18 protein-coding genes and 1 pseudogene are annotated in these 19,932 nt (G+C 33.4%); 6 read left to right on the forward strand and 13 right to left on the reverse strand.

Annotation, left to right across the window (positions count from 1 at the left end):
- The first annotated feature begins 49 nt into the window (after positions 1-49).
- From ACQKMI_RS04075 to ACQKMI_RS04085, 3 genes are read left to right on the forward strand one after another with little or no spacing between them, the layout of a single operon-like run.
- Positions 50-973 carry an ATP-binding cassette domain-containing protein gene (locus tag ACQKMI_RS04075; RefSeq protein ID WP_427487419.1) on the forward strand — a complete coding sequence of 308 codons (924 nt, stop codon included), beginning with the start codon at positions 50-52 and terminating at the stop codon, positions 971-973.
- A complete protein-coding gene (locus tag ACQKMI_RS04080; RefSeq protein ID WP_427487420.1) occupies positions 966-1,709 on the forward strand; it encodes an ABC transporter permease in 744 nt (247 codons plus the stop codon). Before ACQKMI_RS04075 ends, ACQKMI_RS04080 begins: the two co-directional genes overlap by 8 nt.
- A gap of 27 nt (positions 1,710-1,736) precedes the next feature.
- Positions 1,737-2,633, forward strand: a complete 897-nt coding sequence (locus ACQKMI_RS04085) for a sensor histidine kinase (RefSeq protein WP_427487421.1) — start codon at positions 1,737-1,739, stop codon at positions 2,631-2,633.
- Between the two features lie 296 nt (positions 2,634-2,929).
- On the opposite strand, the gene ACQKMI_RS04090 is transcribed toward ACQKMI_RS04085, so the two are convergent.
- Positions 2,930-4,909 (reverse strand): Na+/H+ antiporter, encoded by a 1,980-nt coding sequence (locus tag ACQKMI_RS04090; RefSeq protein WP_427487422.1) that lies wholly within the window; start codon positions 4,907-4,909, stop codon positions 2,930-2,932.
- A gap of 313 nt (positions 4,910-5,222) precedes the next feature.
- Positions 5,223-5,480 (reverse strand): hypothetical protein, encoded by a 258-nt coding sequence (locus ACQKMI_RS04095; RefSeq protein WP_427487423.1) that lies wholly within the window; start codon positions 5,478-5,480, stop codon positions 5,223-5,225.
- Positions 5,481-6,062: 582 nt separating this feature from the next.
- On the opposite strand from ACQKMI_RS04095, the gene speD reads away from it, so the two are divergent.
- Positions 6,063-7,568: an adenosylmethionine decarboxylase gene (speD, locus tag ACQKMI_RS04100; protein ID WP_427487424.1), complete on the forward strand. Its 1,506-nt coding sequence runs from the start codon at positions 6,063-6,065 to the stop codon at positions 7,566-7,568.
- A gap of 97 nt (positions 7,569-7,665) precedes the next feature.
- Here the strand turns inward: speD and ACQKMI_RS04105 are convergent.
- The 5 genes and pseudogenes from ACQKMI_RS04105 to ACQKMI_RS04125 all read right to left on the reverse strand — a co-directional run.
- Positions 7,666-7,856 (reverse strand): annotated as a pseudogene (locus ACQKMI_RS04105) (IS3 family transposase); the annotation flags it as partial.
- A gap of 415 nt (positions 7,857-8,271) precedes the next feature.
- Positions 8,272-9,750: an Lsa family ABC-F type ribosomal protection protein gene (locus tag ACQKMI_RS04110; protein ID WP_427487425.1), complete on the reverse strand. Its 1,479-nt coding sequence runs from the start codon at positions 9,748-9,750 to the stop codon at positions 8,272-8,274.
- 471 nt (positions 9,751-10,221) lie between these two features.
- Positions 10,222-11,277: a Cfr family 23S rRNA (adenine(2503)-C(8))-methyltransferase gene (locus tag ACQKMI_RS04115; RefSeq protein ID WP_427487426.1), complete on the reverse strand. Its 1,056-nt coding sequence runs from the start codon at positions 11,275-11,277 to the stop codon at positions 10,222-10,224.
- Between the two features lie 147 nt (positions 11,278-11,424).
- Entirely contained in the window at positions 11,425-11,586 is a 162-nt protein-coding gene (locus ACQKMI_RS04120; RefSeq protein WP_427487427.1) for a hypothetical protein, read from the reverse strand.
- A gap of 178 nt (positions 11,587-11,764) precedes the next feature.
- Positions 11,765-12,355, reverse strand: a complete 591-nt coding sequence (locus tag ACQKMI_RS04125; protein ID WP_427487428.1) for an undecaprenyl-diphosphatase — start codon at positions 12,353-12,355, stop codon at positions 11,765-11,767.
- 332 nt (positions 12,356-12,687) lie between these two features.
- Between ACQKMI_RS04125 and ACQKMI_RS04130 the strand changes: the two genes are divergently transcribed.
- Positions 12,688-13,086, forward strand: a complete 399-nt coding sequence (locus tag ACQKMI_RS04130) for a glucosamine 6-phosphate synthetase (protein WP_427487429.1) — start codon at positions 12,688-12,690, stop codon at positions 13,084-13,086.
- Positions 13,087-13,381: 295 nt separating this feature from the next.
- Here ACQKMI_RS04130 and ACQKMI_RS04135 read toward each other — a convergent pair whose 3' ends face one another.
- The 3 genes from ACQKMI_RS04135 to ACQKMI_RS04145 form a co-directional block, all read right to left on the reverse strand.
- On the reverse strand, positions 13,382-14,158 hold the full coding sequence (locus tag ACQKMI_RS04135) for a class I SAM-dependent methyltransferase (protein ID WP_427487430.1): 777 nt from the start codon (positions 14,156-14,158) through the stop codon (positions 13,382-13,384).
- Between the two features lie 149 nt (positions 14,159-14,307).
- The gene (locus ACQKMI_RS04140; RefSeq protein WP_427487960.1) at positions 14,308-14,745 is read right to left on the reverse strand and encodes a DJ-1/PfpI family protein; all 438 of its coding nucleotides are present in this window, start codon (positions 14,743-14,745) and stop codon (positions 14,308-14,310) included.
- 307 nt (positions 14,746-15,052) lie between these two features.
- On the reverse strand, positions 15,053-15,673 hold the full coding sequence (locus tag ACQKMI_RS04145) for a TetR/AcrR family transcriptional regulator (RefSeq protein WP_427487431.1): 621 nt from the start codon (positions 15,671-15,673) through the stop codon (positions 15,053-15,055).
- A 154-nt stretch (positions 15,674-15,827) separates the two neighbouring features.
- On the opposite strand from ACQKMI_RS04145, the gene ACQKMI_RS04150 reads away from it, so the two are divergent.
- Positions 15,828-16,997 carry a YhgE/Pip domain-containing protein gene (locus tag ACQKMI_RS04150; protein WP_427487432.1) on the forward strand — a complete coding sequence of 390 codons (1,170 nt, stop codon included), beginning with the start codon at positions 15,828-15,830 and terminating at the stop codon, positions 16,995-16,997.
- Positions 16,998-17,626: 629 nt separating this feature from the next.
- Here ACQKMI_RS04150 and ACQKMI_RS04155 read toward each other — a convergent pair.
- The 3 genes from ACQKMI_RS04155 to ACQKMI_RS04165 form a co-directional block, all read right to left on the reverse strand.
- Positions 17,627-17,836 carry a hypothetical protein gene (locus tag ACQKMI_RS04155; RefSeq protein ID WP_323646167.1) on the reverse strand — a complete coding sequence of 70 codons (210 nt, stop codon included), beginning with the start codon at positions 17,834-17,836 and terminating at the stop codon, positions 17,627-17,629.
- A gap of 334 nt (positions 17,837-18,170) precedes the next feature.
- A complete protein-coding gene (locus ACQKMI_RS04160; RefSeq protein ID WP_427487433.1) occupies positions 18,171-18,701 on the reverse strand; it encodes a GNAT family N-acetyltransferase in 531 nt (176 codons plus the stop codon).
- Between the two features lie 105 nt (positions 18,702-18,806).
- The gene (locus tag ACQKMI_RS04165; protein WP_427487434.1) at positions 18,807-19,670 is read right to left on the reverse strand and encodes a GNAT family N-acetyltransferase; all 864 of its coding nucleotides are present in this window, start codon (positions 19,668-19,670) and stop codon (positions 18,807-18,809) included.
- Positions 19,671-19,932 lie beyond the last annotated feature (262 nt).

A 19,932-nucleotide genomic window follows, 5' to 3' on the forward strand; every position in this document is an offset into this window, starting at 1 on the left:
TTATGTTCTTCTTACTATACTAAGTATATCAAGTAAGGGAGGTAAGTATATGAAAGATTATGTACTTAAGACAAATCAATTATCAAAGCAATATAAACATCAAGTTGCTTTAAATAAGGTGAATCTATCGATTGAAAAAGGTTCTATTTACGGCTTTATTGGGCAAAATGGTGCTGGTAAATCCACGCTAACTCGTATAGTGGCTGGATTAGCAATGCCCACATCGGGGACAGTAGAACTGTTTGGAGAAACGACTGAAAGGAAGTTAATTCAAGCTAGAAAGCGTATTGGTGCTACGATTGAGCAACCTGCAATTTATCCACATATGACAGCTGCTGAGAATTTAGAAGCACATAGACTTTTAAAAGGCGTCCCAGGTAAAGAATGTGTTCAAAAAACACTAGCACTTGTTGGTCTTCATGATACAAGGAAAAAGAAGGCAAAGAATTTTTCTTTAGGTATGAAGCAAAGACTTATCCTTGCGATTGCTCTTTTAGGAGATCCAGAATTTTTAATTCTCGATGAGCCCATTAATGGATTAGACCCTATGGGAGTTGTAGAAATAAGAGAGTTATTAAAAAAGCTCAATATTGAAAAAGGCGTTACTATACTGATTTCAAGTCATATTTTAAGTGAACTTCATTTGTTAGCTACTCATTATGGCTTCATTCATAAGGGAGAATTGATTGAGCAAATGACACTTCATCAGTTAGAAGAGAAATGTCAGCAATATTTCCATATTAAAGTAGATAATACCGAAAAAGCTGCAACTATATTTGAAACTGTGCTTTCTACTAATGATTTCGAGGTCATGCCAGATGGTGTGATTAGACTATATACGTATCTTGATCAACCAGCCAAAGTTTCTACAGCATTAGTTAACGCAGGGTTAATCATTGAACAGTTTAAGTCAATGGGTCAAGATTTAGAAAGTTACTTTACAAAGCTTATCGGAGGAGTTCAGCATGGATAATCTATTAAAATCAGAACTATTTAAATTAAAAAAGGATAGATCGTTTAGAAAATTAACACTAGCATTGATGATAATTGCTGTCCTTTTTCCTCTTATAGTGAGTATTAATGGAACAGAGCAATTAAGCGTTAACGAAGTATTTTTAACTATCATTGGTAAAAACAATTACGTGTTAAAGATAATCCCATGTCTTTTAGCTGGTTATTTTATCGCTAGTGAATATTCTTTGGGTACAATGAAAAGTATTGCATCTTCGGGTAATAGCAGAACTAGAATTTATATTTCCAAATTAATGGTATTTTCATTTGGAGCAATCATTTTTTCAGTAATATTACCAATTGGTATGACAGGAACTGGGGCTATTCTTTCTCATTTTAACGATATGCCTGATTTAAAATACTTTGCTCAAATAATTATTTTTACCATGTTATATGCAGCAGCATTTGCATCAATTATGATGGCATTAGCAACAGTGTTTACGGATAGCGGAAAAACGATTGGGTTGCTAATCTTAATATTCCTTTTATTTGATGGTGTAATGTTCATATTAGCTAGTAAGATCACTTTATTTGAATATATTTATAATTATTCGGTATTTAAGTTATCATATGACTTCATTAATATTAATGCTTTGGAAAACATTGAAGTATTTAAATTAGCGATCGTCCCGATTGTAACTTATGTAATATTTGGATTACTAGGAGTTTTGGTATTCCAAAAGAAAGAAATTAAATAAATAAAAAAAAGAAAGGCGAGTGAAATGATGATCTATATAGTAATTATATCTGTTTTAGCTGTATTTTTTATCCTCATTCGCTTTTATTTATTGAAACTGGAACTAAAACGAGTTACTCGACAATTAAATCAGTTAAACAATAAAGTAATCTCAAAGAAAATAGACCTAACTTTTTATGACAAAGATCTTGAGAATTTAGCAAAAAATATAAATGACCAAATTGATTTAACGAATGAAGCAATTTTTGAGAAATTAAGAACTGAAAATGTAATGAAGCAGGCAATTGCAAATATTTCGCATGATATTCGCACGCCAATGACGTCTATATTAGGTTATATACAATTTTTAGAAACCGATGATATTGGTCCTGAGACAAGGATAAAATACCAAGCAAACATTAAAAATGGAGCACTGAGATTGAAGGTTTTATTAGATGAGTTTTTTGAACTATCGACTATTGAATCCGCTGATTATCCATTAAAGGTGGAAAACCTCAAATTAAATAAATTGCTAGTTGAAGTGTTAATTGGTTTTTATGATGATTTCAATAATGCACAGATAGAACCATCCATCCTTATTCCAGAGGATGAAATTTATATTACAGGCGACTCGTCGGCTGTTAAACGTGTAATTGAAAATTTAATTTCCAATGCGATTAAACATTCGAGTGGCAATGTTACCATTCAACTTGTGAAACATTCATCATCTGTTCACCTTAATATAATGAATCCTGCCAAAGAGTTAAAAGAACAAGATCTCCCTCTTCTTTTTGATCGTTTTTATAAAGTTGATCAAACGAGGACAAAAAAAAGTACAGGTTTAGGATTGTTTATTGCGAAAAGTCTCATGATAAAGATGGATGGAAATTTATCAGCAGAATTAATTGGAGATCAATTACTGATGAAATGTGAATGGAAAAATTGATGTTTCTCTATTGTTTTTATTTAACATTTAATTCAAAAAGAAAATAAGCATATTGGAAGAATAGTTAACTTAATTGTTAGCTGTTCTTTTTATTGTCTAAAAACAATGACTAAACAATGAACTTAAAAAAATTTACGATAAAACATGGATCACACTTTACAGTACTCCTTGGTTATTTAAAACTATTCCAAACGTTGTTATTCAGCTACCATTTTTCGCAATATACCCATCGTTATAAACAGCCAATCCACTAAAGCAAATAAAAAGCCCAGCAAATTATGCTAGGCTGCCACCATTTATTCTTCTTCTTCCAGTAAAATAACACTTTCTAAATTATTTACAAATCTTCTTAATTCTTTTGCTACTTCATTATTTATATCACCAGCTTGATACCATTCATTTATAAGATTTCTTTGTGCTTCAATTGCTATTAAAGCTAAGTATTCCTTTTGTTCTTCCTGTATTGAAGGATCTATTTTATAAGATGAATATTGTAAGTGACGATAATACATCTCTACTTTTTGCGCAATATCTAAAGAAAATTCATTCGTTTCTTGAACATGCTTGATAATTGATGATGACACATAATTTGTTAAATCTTTTTTTACAGTATTAATTTGTTCTACAACATTGGCAGGTAGTTTGCTCATCTTCCTTTCACGTAAAAAATAACGTAAACGACGTTTTAATAAAGTAAATGGACGGTTATTTAACGAGTCTTTTCTTTCTTTAAGACTATACTCGATTTCATGTTGAATGGATCCACTTATTCCATGATCAGCCATATATTGTTTCGTATAGATTATTTCTAGTTCCAACCCAATATTTCTAATTTCCAGTACTTTTTGCTTGTACGCTTGAAGTGCCTCCTCAGACTGTTCTCGCTTAATATTCAATAACATTGCGTTATATTGATTCATTAACCTTAGCGCTATAGGAGCATTTTTTTCATCCGTTTCAAGTTGAATACTATGAATAGCATGTTTGATCATTTTTCGTTTCTCATCCATTAAATTAGACTGTTGGACTGTTTCTTGAGTGTTTAATAAAGGTAAAAATATTGTAGCCATTACTAAAGTGAATAATATAACTCCAGCAGCTAAAAAGATGAGTAATGGACGTTCAGGAAATAATTCTCCTCGATCTGTTAATAGCGGTAATGATAATATCCCTACCATCGTGATAGTTCCACGCACCCCAACAAGTGTTGTCACAATATGATCCTTGATTGTTGTTACTTCTTCGCTTTTAGATAGTTTTTTATCCAGTACATTAAAGAACATCGTCCAAATAAAGCGGATCAATAACACCATCAAACCAATTGCTAGTACATATAAAATAAGTACACTATTGTGTATTTCCTCACTTGCGAGTATAGAATTTGTGGCAGAAGGTAGCATCAACCCTAGTAAAATAAAAATAACTCCATTTAATGTAAAAGTAACGATAGACCAAACATTTTGCGTTACCACTTGTTCCTGTGCAATGATACTTTCCGTTTTTTCTTTAATAATAGTTGCAACAATCCCTCCTGCTACAACTGCAATGACACCTGAAGCATGAAATAATTCTTCTGATATGAAAAATAAAAGAAAGGGTGTTAGAACTTGTAGCAAGACGTAAAATGTTATATCCACAATTCCTATACGACGGAGACGAAGACGTATCCAAAATAATACTAATGCACCAAATATCCCGATAAATGCACCTATAAAAAACATGTAAATAAAGTCATTTGTTGCTGATTTCAATGAAAAATAACCTGTTACAATCGCCGCAACTGCATATTTAAACGCGATTAACCCGGATGCATCATTGATTAAAGATTCCCCGCGAACTAAATTCATAATACGATCTGGAATATGAACTCGTTTGGCAATACCATTTACGGCCACTGGGTCAGTAGGCGATAAAATAGCCATTAAAGCAAAGGCAGCCGCTAAAGGAATCGATGGAATCATCCAGTGAACAAAAAGACCACCAACAATAGTCGTTAATAATACTAATACAATAGCGTTTCCTAAAATCGGTAATCGCATTTTCCATAATTGTTCACGAGGAAAATGTGCCCCATCATAATAAAGCAACGGTGCAATAAACAATAGCAAAAACCATTCTGACTCAATCTCAATGGTGAAATTTTTTGCTACTAAAGCAACAATAACTCCAACTGCAATTTGAATTAGAGCAATCGGAATGAAAGAAATATAATGTGCTAGAACATTTGTCACTAATAATAATACAAGTAGCATTAATATCGATATTAAGATTTCCATGCACGGTCTCCTTTTTATAAAGAATGATGCCTTCAATTTTTCAAAGTCCACCAAATTTTAGCCGACTAATCCCCCTTTTACACATATTTGCTGTAAAATATAGCTTTTTTAACAGTTAGTATTTATTTCACAGACTGTTTTACTCTCAATTTCTCCGCCATTCAGTGTTTTATACGCTACAATAAATAAAGTTAAAGCCGTTTCCATATAGCGAAACGTTTTTTTTGTAATAAAAATAGTAACAAGAATCATTTTTTGAATCAAGAATATTAATAATAATAATTGTTAATTATACTAAAACTTGCTTAAAGGTTTATTTTGATACTTCCATCTTCTTTTTACTTTTTAAGCATAAACCTAATCCTAACTCTATCACTGCATTCACAATTGAAAATATGAATATATCATTGTTACCAGCAATAAATGCATCAATCGAAATTGTTCCTTTCAGCTTTTGAATCGCATCAGCATTCATACCTATCATCTCAGTTTTATACTCTTCCAGCATTCCCTTACCATGAAATTCTGTACGATTCGATATCAACGTAACAATAAGACTTGGACACTTCATCTGGTTTTAGTGCATTCAGTGCGTTTGTTTGTAGAGACATTTATACCATTCCTACACCAATTAAGCGAATGGCATATGTTAAACAAATAACCTATGAAGCAGTTGCTAATCCCAAATTACCTAAAATCACTGAAGACACAATCATTAATGGAAAACCGACAGTTCCCATTAACCGGTGCTAATAACCGTCTTACTTGAATTAACATCTCAAGACATAATAAAAAGCCACACCATGGATGTAACCTTTATATCATCTAAATCCTTTCCTATTAAATTACAATGTTAAGCAAAATTTCTAAAACTTGTTAAATTTCTATTTCTATTGTATAGTAAAAATACTATTTTATTAAAGGGTGAACTTTTTGTTAAATGTAGAATTCTAATCTAAATCAACTTTATAGCTTAATTTTGTTGAACAAACCACCTAATCAGGTGTTATTTGTTGTGCAAAAAATAGCAAGATTAGAATTAGTTAGCTTCGTATAAACATTTTAGCGCGACTAATTTTAGTCGCGCTTTTTCTATTTGTTGATTTAGATAATTTCAATTTTTTCTATTCAAAATTGAGAGGACGAATCTACAATGCAAAAACAATTACAACAAATTACAGCTAATATGCTGCTTGAAGAAAATTATCACACATTAGAAAAGGCTTTACTCGCATTATATTTCCATAAAAATTGTACAACCAAATCTTTAGCTTATATGACAGACTTACCAATACCTATCGTTTCTGCAATGAAGAAAGAATTTTCCAAGCAAGGATGGGGTAAACATAGCTTAACGAAAAAGGGCCAGCTAGCTATCTCACAATATTTTCAACTCTCAGATGCTAATGCTAATCTTTATTTTCAATTAACGACAGATGATACATTTCGTACAGAATGGATTGCACAAAATATTAGCGAGTTAAGCACTATTTATGATGCTAGACCTACAGCTGACGTAGCAATAGATCAAGCCAAATGTACGGTTGATACAGCATTAAAACGTGCATTGCTCGCACTAGACTATACGATGCTACTCAATAAGCGCATTTTATGTTTAGGCGACGATGATTTTATTAGTATTGCATTAGCATTTTTACTAAAGAAAATCGCTCCACATTCTGCAACTAAAATCGTTGTATTAGATATTGATAGACGAGTTTTAAGTACAATTAGTAACATAGCTAAAGACTACGAGCTTCCGATTAAAGCAGATTATTATAACGTTCAGGAGCCTTTGCCTAAAACATACGCCCATCAGTTTGATTGCGTATACACAGATACGCCATATACCTTGATTGGTGCACAGCTCTTTTTATCACGTGCAATTAATGCGCTAAAGCCAGAAGCAATGCGGCATGTGTTTTTTTCCTATGCTAAACGTAGCTATCAAAAGCAGCGGGAGCTACAGCAAAGCTTACAAGCTATGGGCTTCGTGATCAATAGTATTAAATACGACATAAACACCTATGAAGGTGCGCAGATTTTAGGCGCTACAAGTCAGTTTATCGTATTACAAACAACTGAACAAATGATTTCCCACATTCCTAATCAGCGTAAATTTACGCGCCCTATTTACACTGGAGAAGTTGAGCGAAAATCAGTCGTTTATCAGTGTATTCATTGTAAACACTCACTTACAGTAGGTGCTGACAATCAGTACACTACGATTACTCAGCTTCAATCCCGTGGTTGTCCTAGCTGCAAAAATAAAAAGTTTTTACAAATAAAGAGAACAGTACAAAAAATGCAGGATCAGCATGCATTAGGCCATCATATTTTATTAGAGTTGCATGATTGCGATGTTGCATTACTTAATGACTTACAAAAAATTAAAACAATTATGTGTCAAGCTGCCCACAAAGCAAAGGCAACGATTGTAACAGAAAATTTCCATCATTTTTCACCTTACGGGGTTAGCGGTGTCGTCATTATTCAAGAATCACATTTGACGATTCATACGTGGCCAGAGTACGGCTATGCTGCAATAGATGTTTTCACTTGTAACAGTAAATTAGCTCTACAAGAGGCAGTACAATATATTACTGAGCAGTTTAATGCAGGAAATGCCACACAGCATTACGTATATCGAGGTAAATAGAAAAATGAGTAACACTATAAGCCCTTTAAATGCAAAAGCAAAAGAAAAACAACTTGTTAAAATGGCACCTACGTCAAGGACACAATAAAAAAAGAGATTAAGCAACCAGAAGGTGATCCCTATATTGAATAGGGGTCATCTTTTTTAAGTTCCACTGATACCGATAATTGTTATAGTAAACCATTTAATGATTTATTTTTGACTTAAGCTCTTTTAATGTTTTACAAGATCGATAGTCTACTTTTCATCTTTTAAATGACCAAAAAACGACTCTTGGGGCGCATTGTCCCCTTGTCCCTGTATCTTGAATTTTAAAAATACCTGTACATAAAACACTCTTTTTCAAGTGTCCCAATATTACATCGTATACATTACTACCCCACCCTAATACTGAGCTTGGACAAACGTTAAGTATCATATATCTCTGTCATTTCATATGTGAATAAACCGATATTTGACAATAAATAAAAGAATCCATTTTGAAAAAAGATTGATCAAAATGGATTCTTCTTTAAAAGGTTTTAACTTTCATAAAGTGAAACTTTAATTAGTGGGGGGTTTTCTTCATCCCCCACTGATTATTAGTTGAACGAATAGGGCTTTTACGGGCAGTTTATCTCCCACCTAACTTTTTTGCTTTTGCCGAATTTTGAGGTGGATGTATTACTGCCCGTTAAAGCGGGATATAATAGTTTGATCATTTTTACAGAGTTATCGTTTTTGTTGCAATTGTTTGTTGAAATGCTTGATCATGCTCAACAAACACCATTGTGGGATTAAATTTTTTAATAAGCTCTTCAATCTGCATGCGCGAATAAATATCAATAAAATTCAACGGTTCATCCCAAATATAGATATGCGCTTTTTCACATAAACTTTTGGCTATAAGTAGCTTTTTCTTTTGTCCACCAGAATAATGAGATATATCTTTCTCAAATTGAATTCGGTCAAAGTCCATCTTACGTAGGATAGATTTAAATAACGTTTCATCAATTCCATGCTCTTCAATAAAGCCCGATAACATTCCCTTCAAATGAGAAGTATCTTGTTGGACATAGGAAATAATGAGACCTGAACCTACATACATAGAGCCTGTATGCTGTATCGGATCTCCTTGAATGAGTTTGAGGATACTACTTTTTCCGCTTCCATTCTTTCCATCAAGTACAATTCGGTCACCTTGTTCAAGTTTAAAGCTAATTGGCTTATTCACTATTTGGTCATTGTACTGAACAGACACATCGGCCAAAACAATCAATTCATTTGCATGAAACGACAGTGACTCTAATTTTAATGACTCGGTTTTTTCCACATTTTTTAGCAGTTTTGACTTCTCTTCAATAGCTTTTTGCTGCCTTGATTCAATGTTCTTTGCTCTCTTCATCATCTTCGCTGCTTTATGTCCTACAAAACCTTTGTCTAACTTAGAGCCTGAATTCGTTGTTCCATTTTTGGAAGCTTCCACTTGATTAGACCAACCTGATGTACGCTTTGAAGACTGTTTTAATCGCCCTATGTCTTTTTGTAGACGCTCATTAGTTGCCTCTTCGTGTTCTTGCTGTCGATCAAAATTCATCTTCCAAGAAGAATAGTTACCACTCTGAACTTCAATATTTGCCCTATTTATAGATAAGATATGGTCAACACATCCATCTAAAAAGTTTCGGTCATGTGAAATTAAAATAAACCCTTTTTTCTTTCTTAAATATTCAGAGACCATCTTTCGAGCTTCCGTGTCTAGATGGTTAGTTGGCTCATCAATTAATAAAAATTGACCTTCAGTCAAAAATAGTGCAGCAAGCAACACCTTTGTCTGTTCTCCATTTGATAATGTTTTAAAAGGTCGATACATAGCCTCGGCATCAACGTCTAGATAGGATATTTCACGAAGAATTTCCCAATCTTCTGCTTGGGGGCAAATTTCTTCCATGATTTCATGCGTATATTTATTTTTATCCGAAACTGGATAAGGGAAATAATTAAATTCTACTGAAGAATTGATTTTCCCACTATACTCATAATTCCCTAATAATAAATTAAAGAATGTTGTTTTTCCTCGTCCATTTCTACCGATAAATCCAAGTTTCCAATCCGTATCTATTTGAAAGTTTACATTTTCAAAAATATTGTCAAAGCTGCTTGGATAAGAAAAAGTTAAATTTTGAACTTGTATCATTGACATGATAATTCCTCCTTTGTATAGCTATACTTTTTACTTTTTATACAAAGTCGGTATATCCATCCATTCTAAATTTCTCCGTATAAGTTTGACGGATATTAACGACTTGTACGGAGCATTACATGCGTAACAATAGTATCTGAATCGCCCATTTCTCTCTCCCCTTTTCTGATCAGATTATTTATGAGAGCATAAAAAATCCTCCCAATTTGTTAATTGGAAGGATTAGTCTTTCACTTATATTAAATAAGTGTTCTTTTTTGCCATCGGAACCATGACAAATAAAACGTAAACTGATTTATAAAAATGGACAGACTAATCCTATATTTTGTAATTTGAAGTTTGAAGTTGTTCATTTCAAATAAAAATATAGTTTAGTTAATCATCGTCCATTCATCAGTCCTCTCATAATTTGTATTTTCATTTTACCAAATTTTTTTATGAAATACAATTCAGTATCATTTTCATTTAAAATTACTGCTTGTTGCTCTTTTGGTAATTACCATACAACTGACCACAAGCAGCATCGATATCAATGCCAAATTGACTTCTAATCGTTACATTAATACCGGATGATTTTAAATTTTTGTAAAAATTCACAACATGATCTTCATCAACTTCTCCAAATTGTAAAGGAGAACTGACGGTTGGGTTATATCTGATTAAATTTACATGATATAAACGCCCTTCTTTAAATCGACCTTTTAATAAACTTACTACTTCTTTCGCATGGTCATTAGAATCATTCACACCAGGTAACAAAATATAAGCAATATATACTTTTCTTGATGTTATTCGTATATGCTCATCTAATGTGTCCATTACATCTAATAATGGATATTTATCATTAATCGGCATTAACTTACTCCGTTGTTCATTAAAAGGCGAATGTAACGAAAACGTCAAATTAACTTGCGGATAATTCAGCGTCATTTTTTTTATACTTGGGATAATACCAATAGTTGAAATAGATATCCTACGAGGGCTTAAAGCAAACAATGTAGAATCAGTAAGTACATCTAAGGCATCAAAAACTTGTACATTGGCTAACGCTTCACCCATTCCCATAAAAGAAATACTATCAATGGAGTGACCTAGTAAGTAAAAATGGAGGATTTGGTCAGTTATTTCATCTGAAGTCAAATTTCTTTTTAATCCAATGTCACCTGTTGCGCAAAATTTACATCCAAAATTACATCCGCACTGAGAAGATATACAAAACGATTCCCACCCAGCTTTATATTTCATGTTGACCGTTTCTATTTTTTCATTTCCTGGAATTTCAAACAAGACTTTAGTAACTTGCTCAGAATGCTGTTCCTTTAAAGGAACAACATCTAAAATAGACTCTCCAAATTCCTTTACTAAAATTTCTCTTAACGATTTTGGAAGTACATTCATTTCGTTGAAATTATTTATTCTTTCTTTAAAAATAGCATTCAATAGTTGCTTCATTCTAAAATCACGATAATTGTGTTCCTTTAAAAAATCTTTCATTCTTCTATACTTATTGTTTAGTTTTAATTGCATCTCTCTCATCCTTCCATAAAACTCTCTATTTTTATAGGAGTAAATAGAAAGGAGTTGTCTATCCCTTAAAAACAAACGCAAAAAAGCACCGCTAAATTACCGGTGCTAAACTTTAAATAAAATATGCTCAAATAAATGAACAACGACTTAAGTCATTGCTTTGTCATTTATTTGCCATAGAGTGAAAGCGCCGATAACTGTTTTTGTATGATTGTATAGCTTAAAAAAGGACAGACTACTCCCTTTGTGCGCTAAATCATCACCAATTTTCACGTTTTTACCGAATAGAATTCTAAAAACAGTTAACATTGCTTACACCTCCTTTTGCTAAATTCAATATTGAGTAATCTAACATATAAGCAAATAAATGTAAAGTGCAGTTCGTTATTACAAATTATTAATCTATATATTCTTTCCTTAACAAAACAAAGAGCCACATAAAAATGTGACTCTTTGCTTTGCTTTATTAATTTCCCTGACGTAGATTTTAATGGCTGAATTTTGCTAAAAAAGGGATTCGTTTCGTTAGTCTATTATAGATATTAAATAGGATTTGTACGACCGGCTCCAATTTTTCAGAAAACTTGATAATAACTAAACTTGCCCCAAATGACAGAAGGGCTCCGCCAATCACGTCCGCTGGATAATGTACACCGACATAGATACGAGAAATACCTACTAGAATCGCCCATATCAATACAGGATACTTCCACGAGTCTTTTCGTAAAAGCAACGTACATGCTACGGCGAATACTAATACTGAATGATCACTTACAAACGAAGAATCATTAGCATGTGGTACTAATTGATGAACACTATATGTGATAAATGGTCGTGGATGATAGTAGACCATGTGAATAAGTGCATTTAAACCCAATCCTAGTAAACATGTAAAGACAATGTATAAAGCAGTATATTGTTTTTCTACCCTTTTTTCTTTGTTTGCAGTAAACCATAAAAATAACATGAATACGATTACGACATAAGGAACGCTATCAGTGATGAAAATCATCCCTTTATCCAGAAAAGGATAGCGACCCGCTATATCATTAATCCATTGAAATAGTCCATAATTCATTTTGTAAATCTCCTTACTTTTAATTTCTTAGTAAATAAAGTTCTCCAATTCATTTTGACATGTAACAAGTAATGTCTTTTCAGGAACTCAATGTTCAACATTGCACATAAATCACATAAATCTAGTTGAATACTTACTTACGTTCATAAATGACGTCATTATAAGCCTCATAGTTTCCTTCAATATTTAGAAATAAAAAAACCATTCATCACAAACTTCCGTCGAAATGGCGTTTTCTACAATATTAAATCTTAGACTAGAAAATATTATTGTAAGCTAGCAAAAATAAGCGTAAAGATGATAAAATATTCTCATAAAGGGGGCTTGCAAATATGGGGAAATTAAGCAAAAGGAACATTCTATGGATTGTGCCAATCGGGATTTTAGGGGTATTCTGGTATTTTTACGGTCCACAAAAGGACATTACAGATAATGAATATATTACATATGTTAAAAACTATTCATTCGAAAATAGTAATAAAACGTTAGAATCTGGCTTTTCCAACGTTTGTAAAAATCCATATTGGGTGTATTTTGAAACTCAAAAAGGACAGGACGTTGTAGAATTTAAAGGAGATTGTCCTGTCAATAATAAAACTGAAAAAGTGAATGTTCAATTTTTAGTTGATCGGGATATGACAAATGTGAGATACGGTGCAATGCTAGTCGATAATAAAATGCTGGAGGAAGCGGATCGAGATAAATACCTAGTCGCATTAGTAGGTAAATAAATAGATCAATTATGCCTAATTGCGTCCGGAATCGGCTTAGGGCCAACGTGATGTTGGTCACTCAGTCATTGCCACAGGACGTGGCGTTCTTAGACTGAGTTCCTCTATTACAGTGGGTGTTTGAACACCTGCTGAAAGAAGTTAAAAGCTCTCGTTTGAATAGCGCACGAGAGCTTCATTTTATTGAAATGACGGATATGAAGGTCGAACCGACGAATAGTAGAGCCCTACTGACGGATTGAATTACTAAACTGACGGATAACACCTCTCTACATTGATAAAGAACCCTTATTTATCACTTTACAGCTTTCCAAATGGTCCATCTATCCTTTTCCACAATAGAACTCTTAGTTGAAATGGACTTATCAATATAATTCACTAATTCACTTAATTCTTCTACGTCTAACTCGTGTAAAATACTTCTACCTGTTCTTTGCCGTAAATCGTTTAACAATTGCTCTTTCTGTTCATACACATTTCTTGTTTCCAATAATTTCACTTCTGTAATCTCACTAAAACCAATTTCCTTAAGGGTCTCAACTACTAAATCACTACTATGTCTGCGTTTAATTTCTTGTTCCTTTAATTTTGGAAACCGTTCAAAGAAATAGCCTCTAATATGGCAGTCATCCCCTTTTAGTAGACAATCCTCAGGAGTCCGGTCTTGGATAATATAGACCCCTTTATCCTCCAAAATCCTATATGCCTCTTGAAAACAAGCCTTTACATCTTGGATGTGATGAATTAAAGCTCGTTCCAGCACTAACTGAAAGCTGTCATCGTCTAAGCCTGTCGCCAATGCATTTCCTTGCTTGAAAGTTATATGATGATATTGTTTACAGTTTTCTTTTGCCCCAACGAGCATTGTCTGTGAAAAATCCACACCGATCACAGAATTTACGCCCATATCGGCTAATGCTTTAGCGTAAATTCCTCCGCCACAGCCAATATCCGCAGCCCTAGCAATACTCGTGATAGGGACAAGTTCTTTCATTGTTGCAATCCATGAGTGGTCAGCATCCCGAGTTGTATAAGTAGTTTGATTGTCCTTATTGTGAAAATCAATTCCCATCTTCATCACTCTTTTCTGTTTTTAATACCAATCTTTCTGGATAATCTTGCTAACACTATTTTACAATTTCTCTACACATAAGTAAAATTAATGTTAATTATAAATTACCATAAGTTATTGTTATCAGAAATTAACAGTGATTGAAATCATTATTGTGAAAATTCGATCGTTTCAGCTGTCCGCTTCGCTACGGATTCCCCCATAATTTGCTCAACAATATATAACGCCATTTTAATACCCGATGAAACCCCGCCTGAAGTTATGAGGTTATCATCATGTATAACTTTGCTTCCCAATACTACTTGAATCTCAGGATATTTTTCTTGTAAATTTTTCAATGCTAAATGATGAGTAGTTGCTTTTTTTCCTTTTAACAATCCAGTTTGCCCTAAAATATACGCACCCGTACAAACTGAGCATATGTATTCACTATTTTTATGTTTGATAATCCACTCTTGGATGTTTTTGTTTTTAATCATCGTTTGTACAGCTCTTAAAGGCCCTCCTGGAATGATTAGAATATCTAAATCAGGACAATTGTCAAAACTAAAATCAGGTACTACTTGTATCCCTGAATGCGTTTTAATTTGCTTCCCAGTTCAGAAATAGTAAGCACTTCAAATGATTTCGTAGGTAATAATTCTTCTTTGTAAAGAGTAAGTGCTTTCTCTACTTTATTCTTAGTTGTAAGTGATAGTACTTCTGCAGGGCCGTAAAAAATCTAAAACATCTACAAAATCATAAAGTAAAACACCAACTCTTTTTGTTTTCATTATAATATCACCCACAAAATTCTCTTTATGTGTAATTTTAATTTAATTATCTAATACTCTTTGTTTATTCAACTCATTTTGCGACTCCTTCTTCCTCCTCAAAGCACTTATTTGTCTACTCCTACTCGCTATCTTTTTCAATAATTGAACGTAATCCACTAGCTTCAAAAGGTCCGTTTATCATTGTTTCTACCAACATAGTAGCAATTTCCTCTGGAGATTGTTGCATATCGTGTTGCAGCCAGTACGTAATAACCCCTAAAAGGGCATTTGAGTTATACGCTAATATTAATTCAATTGGAAACCTCCATTTACTTTTATCAATACGATTAACTAGATAAGTATTGAAGTATCTCACGAAAAACTGTCTCATTTTTTCATGGAAAAATGGATCACCATGTGGACCTAATATTAATTTTAGGAAATCAGCTTCTTCATAAAACACTTGTAAAATTTGGATCATTATAGGCAATCGTTTATGTTTAAACTGATTGATATTCAAATCTAACCGTGCACCTTCATCTAAAATGACATTGAATTTTTCAAAAATTTCGTTCTCGTACTGTTCTAATAAATTGTATTTATCTACGTAGTGTAGATAAAAAGTTCCACGATTAATATTGGCACGCTCCGTAATATCCCGAACCGTGATTGCTTCAAAATTCTTTTCAGAAAGTAAAGAAAAAAATGCTTGTTTAATGTCATTTTTCGTTCGTATAATTCGTCGGTCCGTTTTTGTCATGAAATCATTCCTTCCTTTTATTGAACACATTTTTTTATTTGTTGAGTATTGAACACTTTTGCAGCTTTTGATTATAGGAAGTTATTTTTTTAGAGTATATAATCAAGCTAAGAAATAATCAACACGATGTACATTATCTGAAAGGAGAATTATTATGAAAGAAAATAAGTTTTTCGGTGTAGCCTTTATTGCTGTACTCTTATTATCCTTCATTTTTGTAGCAACACAAATTCCTGGAGCCCATTCATCCCCTAAAAATCTTCCAATCGGTCTTGTTCTTGAGGATGAGGGTAACATGGGGCAAACGTTTGTCGAGATGATTCAAAAAAATGCACAAGCAACAAAGGAAGTTCCCTTTAAATGGGTAGTATTAAAAAATGAACAAGACATGAAAGAAAAATTAGCGAATCAAGAATTATATGGAGCTATTTATATCCCTAAAGATTTTTCTGAAAAGTATGCTTCATTTCAAACACCAACACCTACATCAGCAATGTTAAAAATTTATATAAACCAAGGAAAAAATGCAAACGTTGCAACTATGGTTACTCAGGCTTTATCAACAATGGTCGAAAAAATGAATGCCAATGTCAGTGCCCAATTATTAGCTGTTTCTGAAAAAAATAATATGGCGTTAAATGCTAATCAAGCACGTACTTATTCAACGCCTATCCAAAACGAAATAGTCACTGTACATGAAACCGGTAAATTAGGCAATGCACCGCTATCATTCTTCCAGCCGATTTGGATCAGTAGTTTAGTCAGTGCTATTCTGTTGTGGTTCACTGGAAGAAATCGTAAGTTTAATTCTGCATTGGAACAAATGAAATTCCGTGGATTCCAGGCTCTAATGGCCATTATCATTGGTTTATTTGGAGGATATTTATTAACTTGGTACACCACTTGGATGCTGGAATATGAGTTTTCAAATTTTACCCATGTTGCTCTATTTTTATCACTGACTTTTACTACATTTATTTTATTAATACTAGCGATCACTACATGGATTCAATTTGCAAGTTTACCGATTTTTGTGCTATTAATGTTCTTTGGTTTACCTCTTCTACAAATCGCACCAGAAATGATGCCAAGCTTTTACGCTGATTGGATCTATCCATGGTTACCGTTCCGCTTTATGTTTGAAGGATTAAAGGAGATTCTTTTCTTTAACGGAGAACTTTGGGGCACAGCAGCAGTTACATTATGCTGGATTGCTGTTGTAAGTATTGTAGTATTACTTCTATCTGTAGTAAAACGTAGTTCCTATGTAGAAGGCGGTTCATCTGAAGGAATACCTTCTGTTATGGAAGAGGAAGAAGTTTAAGATTGATCATATTGCTCGTTATAAGATGAAGCCCCAAAAAGGGGTGTCTAATCGTATATGGTAAAAATCCGTTTCGCTAACTTTCCCTGCTTAGGCTCGTACTCTTTGTTGCACACACAATTTGTTTTTTGTGTAAAAACCAAGCGTCAGTCTCGGGAGTCTGTACGGATTTTTACCTTTATATTTCTTTAATATAATTTTATATTTTTTACAAAAAGTATAGCTACAGAGTCTCATTTAACAGTAAAATCCCCAGAATTAGTTTTAACATTTATTGTATTAATACCAACCCCAATAGTCCCAATTCCCTTCTGTTCTACTGCTTTTATTCTATCTATTAAAAGCGTCTTTCCCCTTACCTATTTTTTACAAAAATCTTAATTTTATAAGAAAATTAAATTCCCCTCTTTTCTGAAAACACCTTTTGGTAAAGAGACTAGTATCCTACTCGTTTCACTTTACAAGACAGGGAGACTAACATAACTAGGATATCTGGCATGAAACATTGAAGGATAAACACAAAAGTAATTAGACAATGAGTGAATCCTTACTCCTGTAAAAAAAGCCAATATTCCAACAAAAAACTCATGCAATGATCATTACTTTTTGCATGAGTTTTTTTATTTTGTTTATTTTACGGACTGGATAATGTTTAGCTCAAGTATTCGAATTTCCTTGTTTAGCTTGGTAATGGCTGCTTCTATTTGTTCAAAGCGTTCCAAATGACTTTTACTGACATTGTGCGTGGGTAGAGCTTCTTTTAACGCTGCCTGCCCTGCATATAGAATTTCAAGTAAATCCAACTTTTCAAAATAAGCTGCGCTATATTGTATCTCCATTCTATCAAAGCCCCTTACTGTTACTTTTTCACTACTAATAAAACGATGCCTTTACTAGCACTATAACCGAAAAAAGTAAGCACAAAACCATACCTTAGTTATCATTTATTATCCAATAAAAGATATACCGATACTAAAAACATATTTACATAGGTTAAAAGATTTATTATCAATAAAGTGAAACTTTAATCAGCGGGGTTTTCTTCATCCCCACTGATTATTAGTTGAATGAATCGGCCTTTTACGAGAAGTTTAGCTCTCACCAAACTTCCTTATTTTTCTAATTTCTAAGGTAGGAGTATTACTGGCCGTTAATAAGGGAGTAAGTAATTCCTTATCTATTGTTTAAAATAGAATAGACAAATGTATCGTGTGCCTGCCCATTTTGATACATATAATCTCTAAGAATCCCTTCCTGATGAAATCCTATTTTGGTTAGTAGCTTATTAGAAGCTTCATTTTCTATAAATACAACAGCACCTATACGAGTTAGCCCCATTTGCTGAAAGCCATACGACACAATTTCGGTAACCGCTTCTTGCGTATAGCCTTTTCGCCAATAATCAGGATGAATTTCATAACCGATTTCTGCTCGTCTATGTATAGGCGACCAGGCATGAAAACCAATTGTCCCGACTATACCCTTTTCTCCCTTCCTTTCAATGCCCCATCGTATTCCTCTTTTTGCAGCAAAGTTCTTTGAAAATAAGTCCACTAAACCTTCTGCTTGCTGTAACGCTATAAATGGTTCTTGTCCGTAATAGCGTGTGACTTCTTCATTAGAAAAGCAATTGAAAAGGCTTTGCGCATCATCCTGCGTCAGCTCTCTTAAAATAAGTCTTTCGGTCTCTAAAATTGGAAACAAATACTTCTCCCCCTTTAATTACATTTATTCTCCACACTTCCGTTAAAATCCTTTAATACAAAAAAGCACACCCAATAAAACGTGTGCTCACTTTGTTTATATGTTTTATCCAAAAATTTGTGCAGCTATAGCAAATAGTGTAGCATTTCTAGTCGGCATTTTTTTAGCATGCAAAATCATCACTGGAGGTTTTTTTGCCTCTGTAAAACCACTTTGCTCTAACCATTTTATAAATTCAGCATGACCGGATGGTACATCAATTCTTAATTTTCCAATATGATCCTTCGCTAAAGTATTAATGATGAGACTAGCTGTTAGAGAATCAGGCGCAATAATAGGGCCTAAAATTAGATTGAGTGGTCCTAAAATGGACAATCCAAAGCCTATAATTTTCCCATGAGAATCTTTCACAACGATACATTGCTTCGATTGTTTTATTCTATTCTGTAGAAAATTACTTCTTTTAACTCCAAAGGCTGCTGCATCTAAGCTGACAATATCGGCAAAATTGTGCTCATAAAAATCTTCAATCGTATACTTGTTAGAAGCTAGGTTTTTGTCACTGAAATAGTTGCTATTCAGATATTTATGTACATAATCAACAGTGGCAAAGCCCATTTTCTTATATAACGGTTCACCCTCTTCCGTTGCGACGAGCATAACTGCCGTAAGTTCTGAAACACTTTCAATACATTTTTGAGTTGCTAATTTCCCAAGGCCAAGCCCTCTGTAATTTTCATGCACAATAACCATGCCTATAGAAGCTACATTTGAATCATATATGATAATGGCCGCACTTGAAACAATTTCTCCCTCAGCATTTTTATGCCCAAATATTTCGCCAGACTTCATCACTGTTCTAATTTCAAATTCATCGTAATCCCACCCGACAGAGTCAGATAGTGCAATTAATCCTGGAATATCATTTTCTTCGAATACTACTAACTGTAATTGATTAAATGTAGTCATTTTTCCCTCTCCCAACCAAGAACGTTTGTTTCTATTTTATATGTATACCCTTTTATGCACAAGTTTAAATTTTTCAAAAATTTAGATTCATCATTGAAAGTTAGTGATAACATTTTTAAACGTTATAATTTGAAAAAGGTCCAGGAAGCTTTATTCTGTGTGAAAGCGAAGCGGCAGCAACTGTTTTATTTGTGCGAAAGCGTAGCGACAGCATCAAACAAAGCGCCCAGCCGGAACGGAAATCAACCACACGGTATGTGAA

Origin of the sequence: Lysinibacillus sp. NPDC097214 (assembly GCF_050277945.1) — a bacterium.
In the GTDB taxonomy this organism is placed as follows: Bacteria; Bacillota; Bacilli; order Bacillales_A; family Planococcaceae; genus Lysinibacillus; species Lysinibacillus xylanilyticus_B.

What these genes read in the sequence shown, in the direction of transcription:
- ACQKMI_RS04075 (WP_427487419.1), top strand. Translation starts at nt 50, where the DNA reads ATGAAAGATTATGTACTTAAGACAAATCAATTATCAAAGCAATATAAA.
- ACQKMI_RS04080 (WP_427487420.1), top strand. Translation starts at nt 966, where the DNA reads ATGGATAATCTATTAAAATCAGAACTATTTAAATTAAAAAAGGATAGA.
- ACQKMI_RS04085 (WP_427487421.1), top strand. Translation starts at nt 1,737, where the DNA reads ATGATCTATATAGTAATTATATCTGTTTTAGCTGTATTTTTTATCCTC.
- ACQKMI_RS04090 (WP_427487422.1), bottom strand. Translation starts at nt 4,909, where the DNA reads ATGGAAATCTTAATATCGATATTAATGCTACTTGTATTATTATTAGTG.
- ACQKMI_RS04095 (WP_427487423.1), bottom strand. Translation starts at nt 5,480, where the DNA reads ATGAAGTGTCCAAGTCTTATTGTTACGTTGATATCGAATCGTACAGAA.
- speD (WP_427487424.1), top strand. Translation starts at nt 6,063, where the DNA reads ATGCAAAAACAATTACAACAAATTACAGCTAATATGCTGCTTGAAGAA.
- ACQKMI_RS04110 (WP_427487425.1), bottom strand. Translation starts at nt 9,750, where the DNA reads ATGTCAATGATACAAGTTCAAAATTTAACTTTTTCTTATCCAAGCAGC.
- ACQKMI_RS04115 (WP_427487426.1), bottom strand. Translation starts at nt 11,277, where the DNA reads ATGCAATTAAAACTAAACAATAAGTATAGAAGAATGAAAGATTTTTTA.
- ACQKMI_RS04120 (WP_427487427.1), bottom strand. Translation starts at nt 11,586, where the DNA reads ATGTTAACTGTTTTTAGAATTCTATTCGGTAAAAACGTGAAAATTGGT.
- ACQKMI_RS04125 (WP_427487428.1), bottom strand. Translation starts at nt 12,355, where the DNA reads ATGAATTATGGACTATTTCAATGGATTAATGATATAGCGGGTCGCTAT.
- ACQKMI_RS04130 (WP_427487429.1), top strand. Translation starts at nt 12,688, where the DNA reads ATGGGGAAATTAAGCAAAAGGAACATTCTATGGATTGTGCCAATCGGG.
- ACQKMI_RS04135 (WP_427487430.1), bottom strand. Translation starts at nt 14,158, where the DNA reads ATGGGAATTGATTTTCACAATAAGGACAATCAAACTACTTATACAACT.
- ACQKMI_RS04145 (WP_427487431.1), bottom strand. Translation starts at nt 15,673, where the DNA reads ATGACAAAAACGGACCGACGAATTATACGAACGAAAAATGACATTAAA.
- ACQKMI_RS04150 (WP_427487432.1), top strand. Translation starts at nt 15,828, where the DNA reads ATGAAAGAAAATAAGTTTTTCGGTGTAGCCTTTATTGCTGTACTCTTA.
- ACQKMI_RS04155 (WP_323646167.1), bottom strand. Translation starts at nt 17,836, where the DNA reads ATGGAGATACAATATAGCGCAGCTTATTTTGAAAAGTTGGATTTACTT.
- ACQKMI_RS04165 (WP_427487434.1), bottom strand. Translation starts at nt 19,670, where the DNA reads ATGACTACATTTAATCAATTACAGTTAGTAGTATTCGAAGAAAATGAT.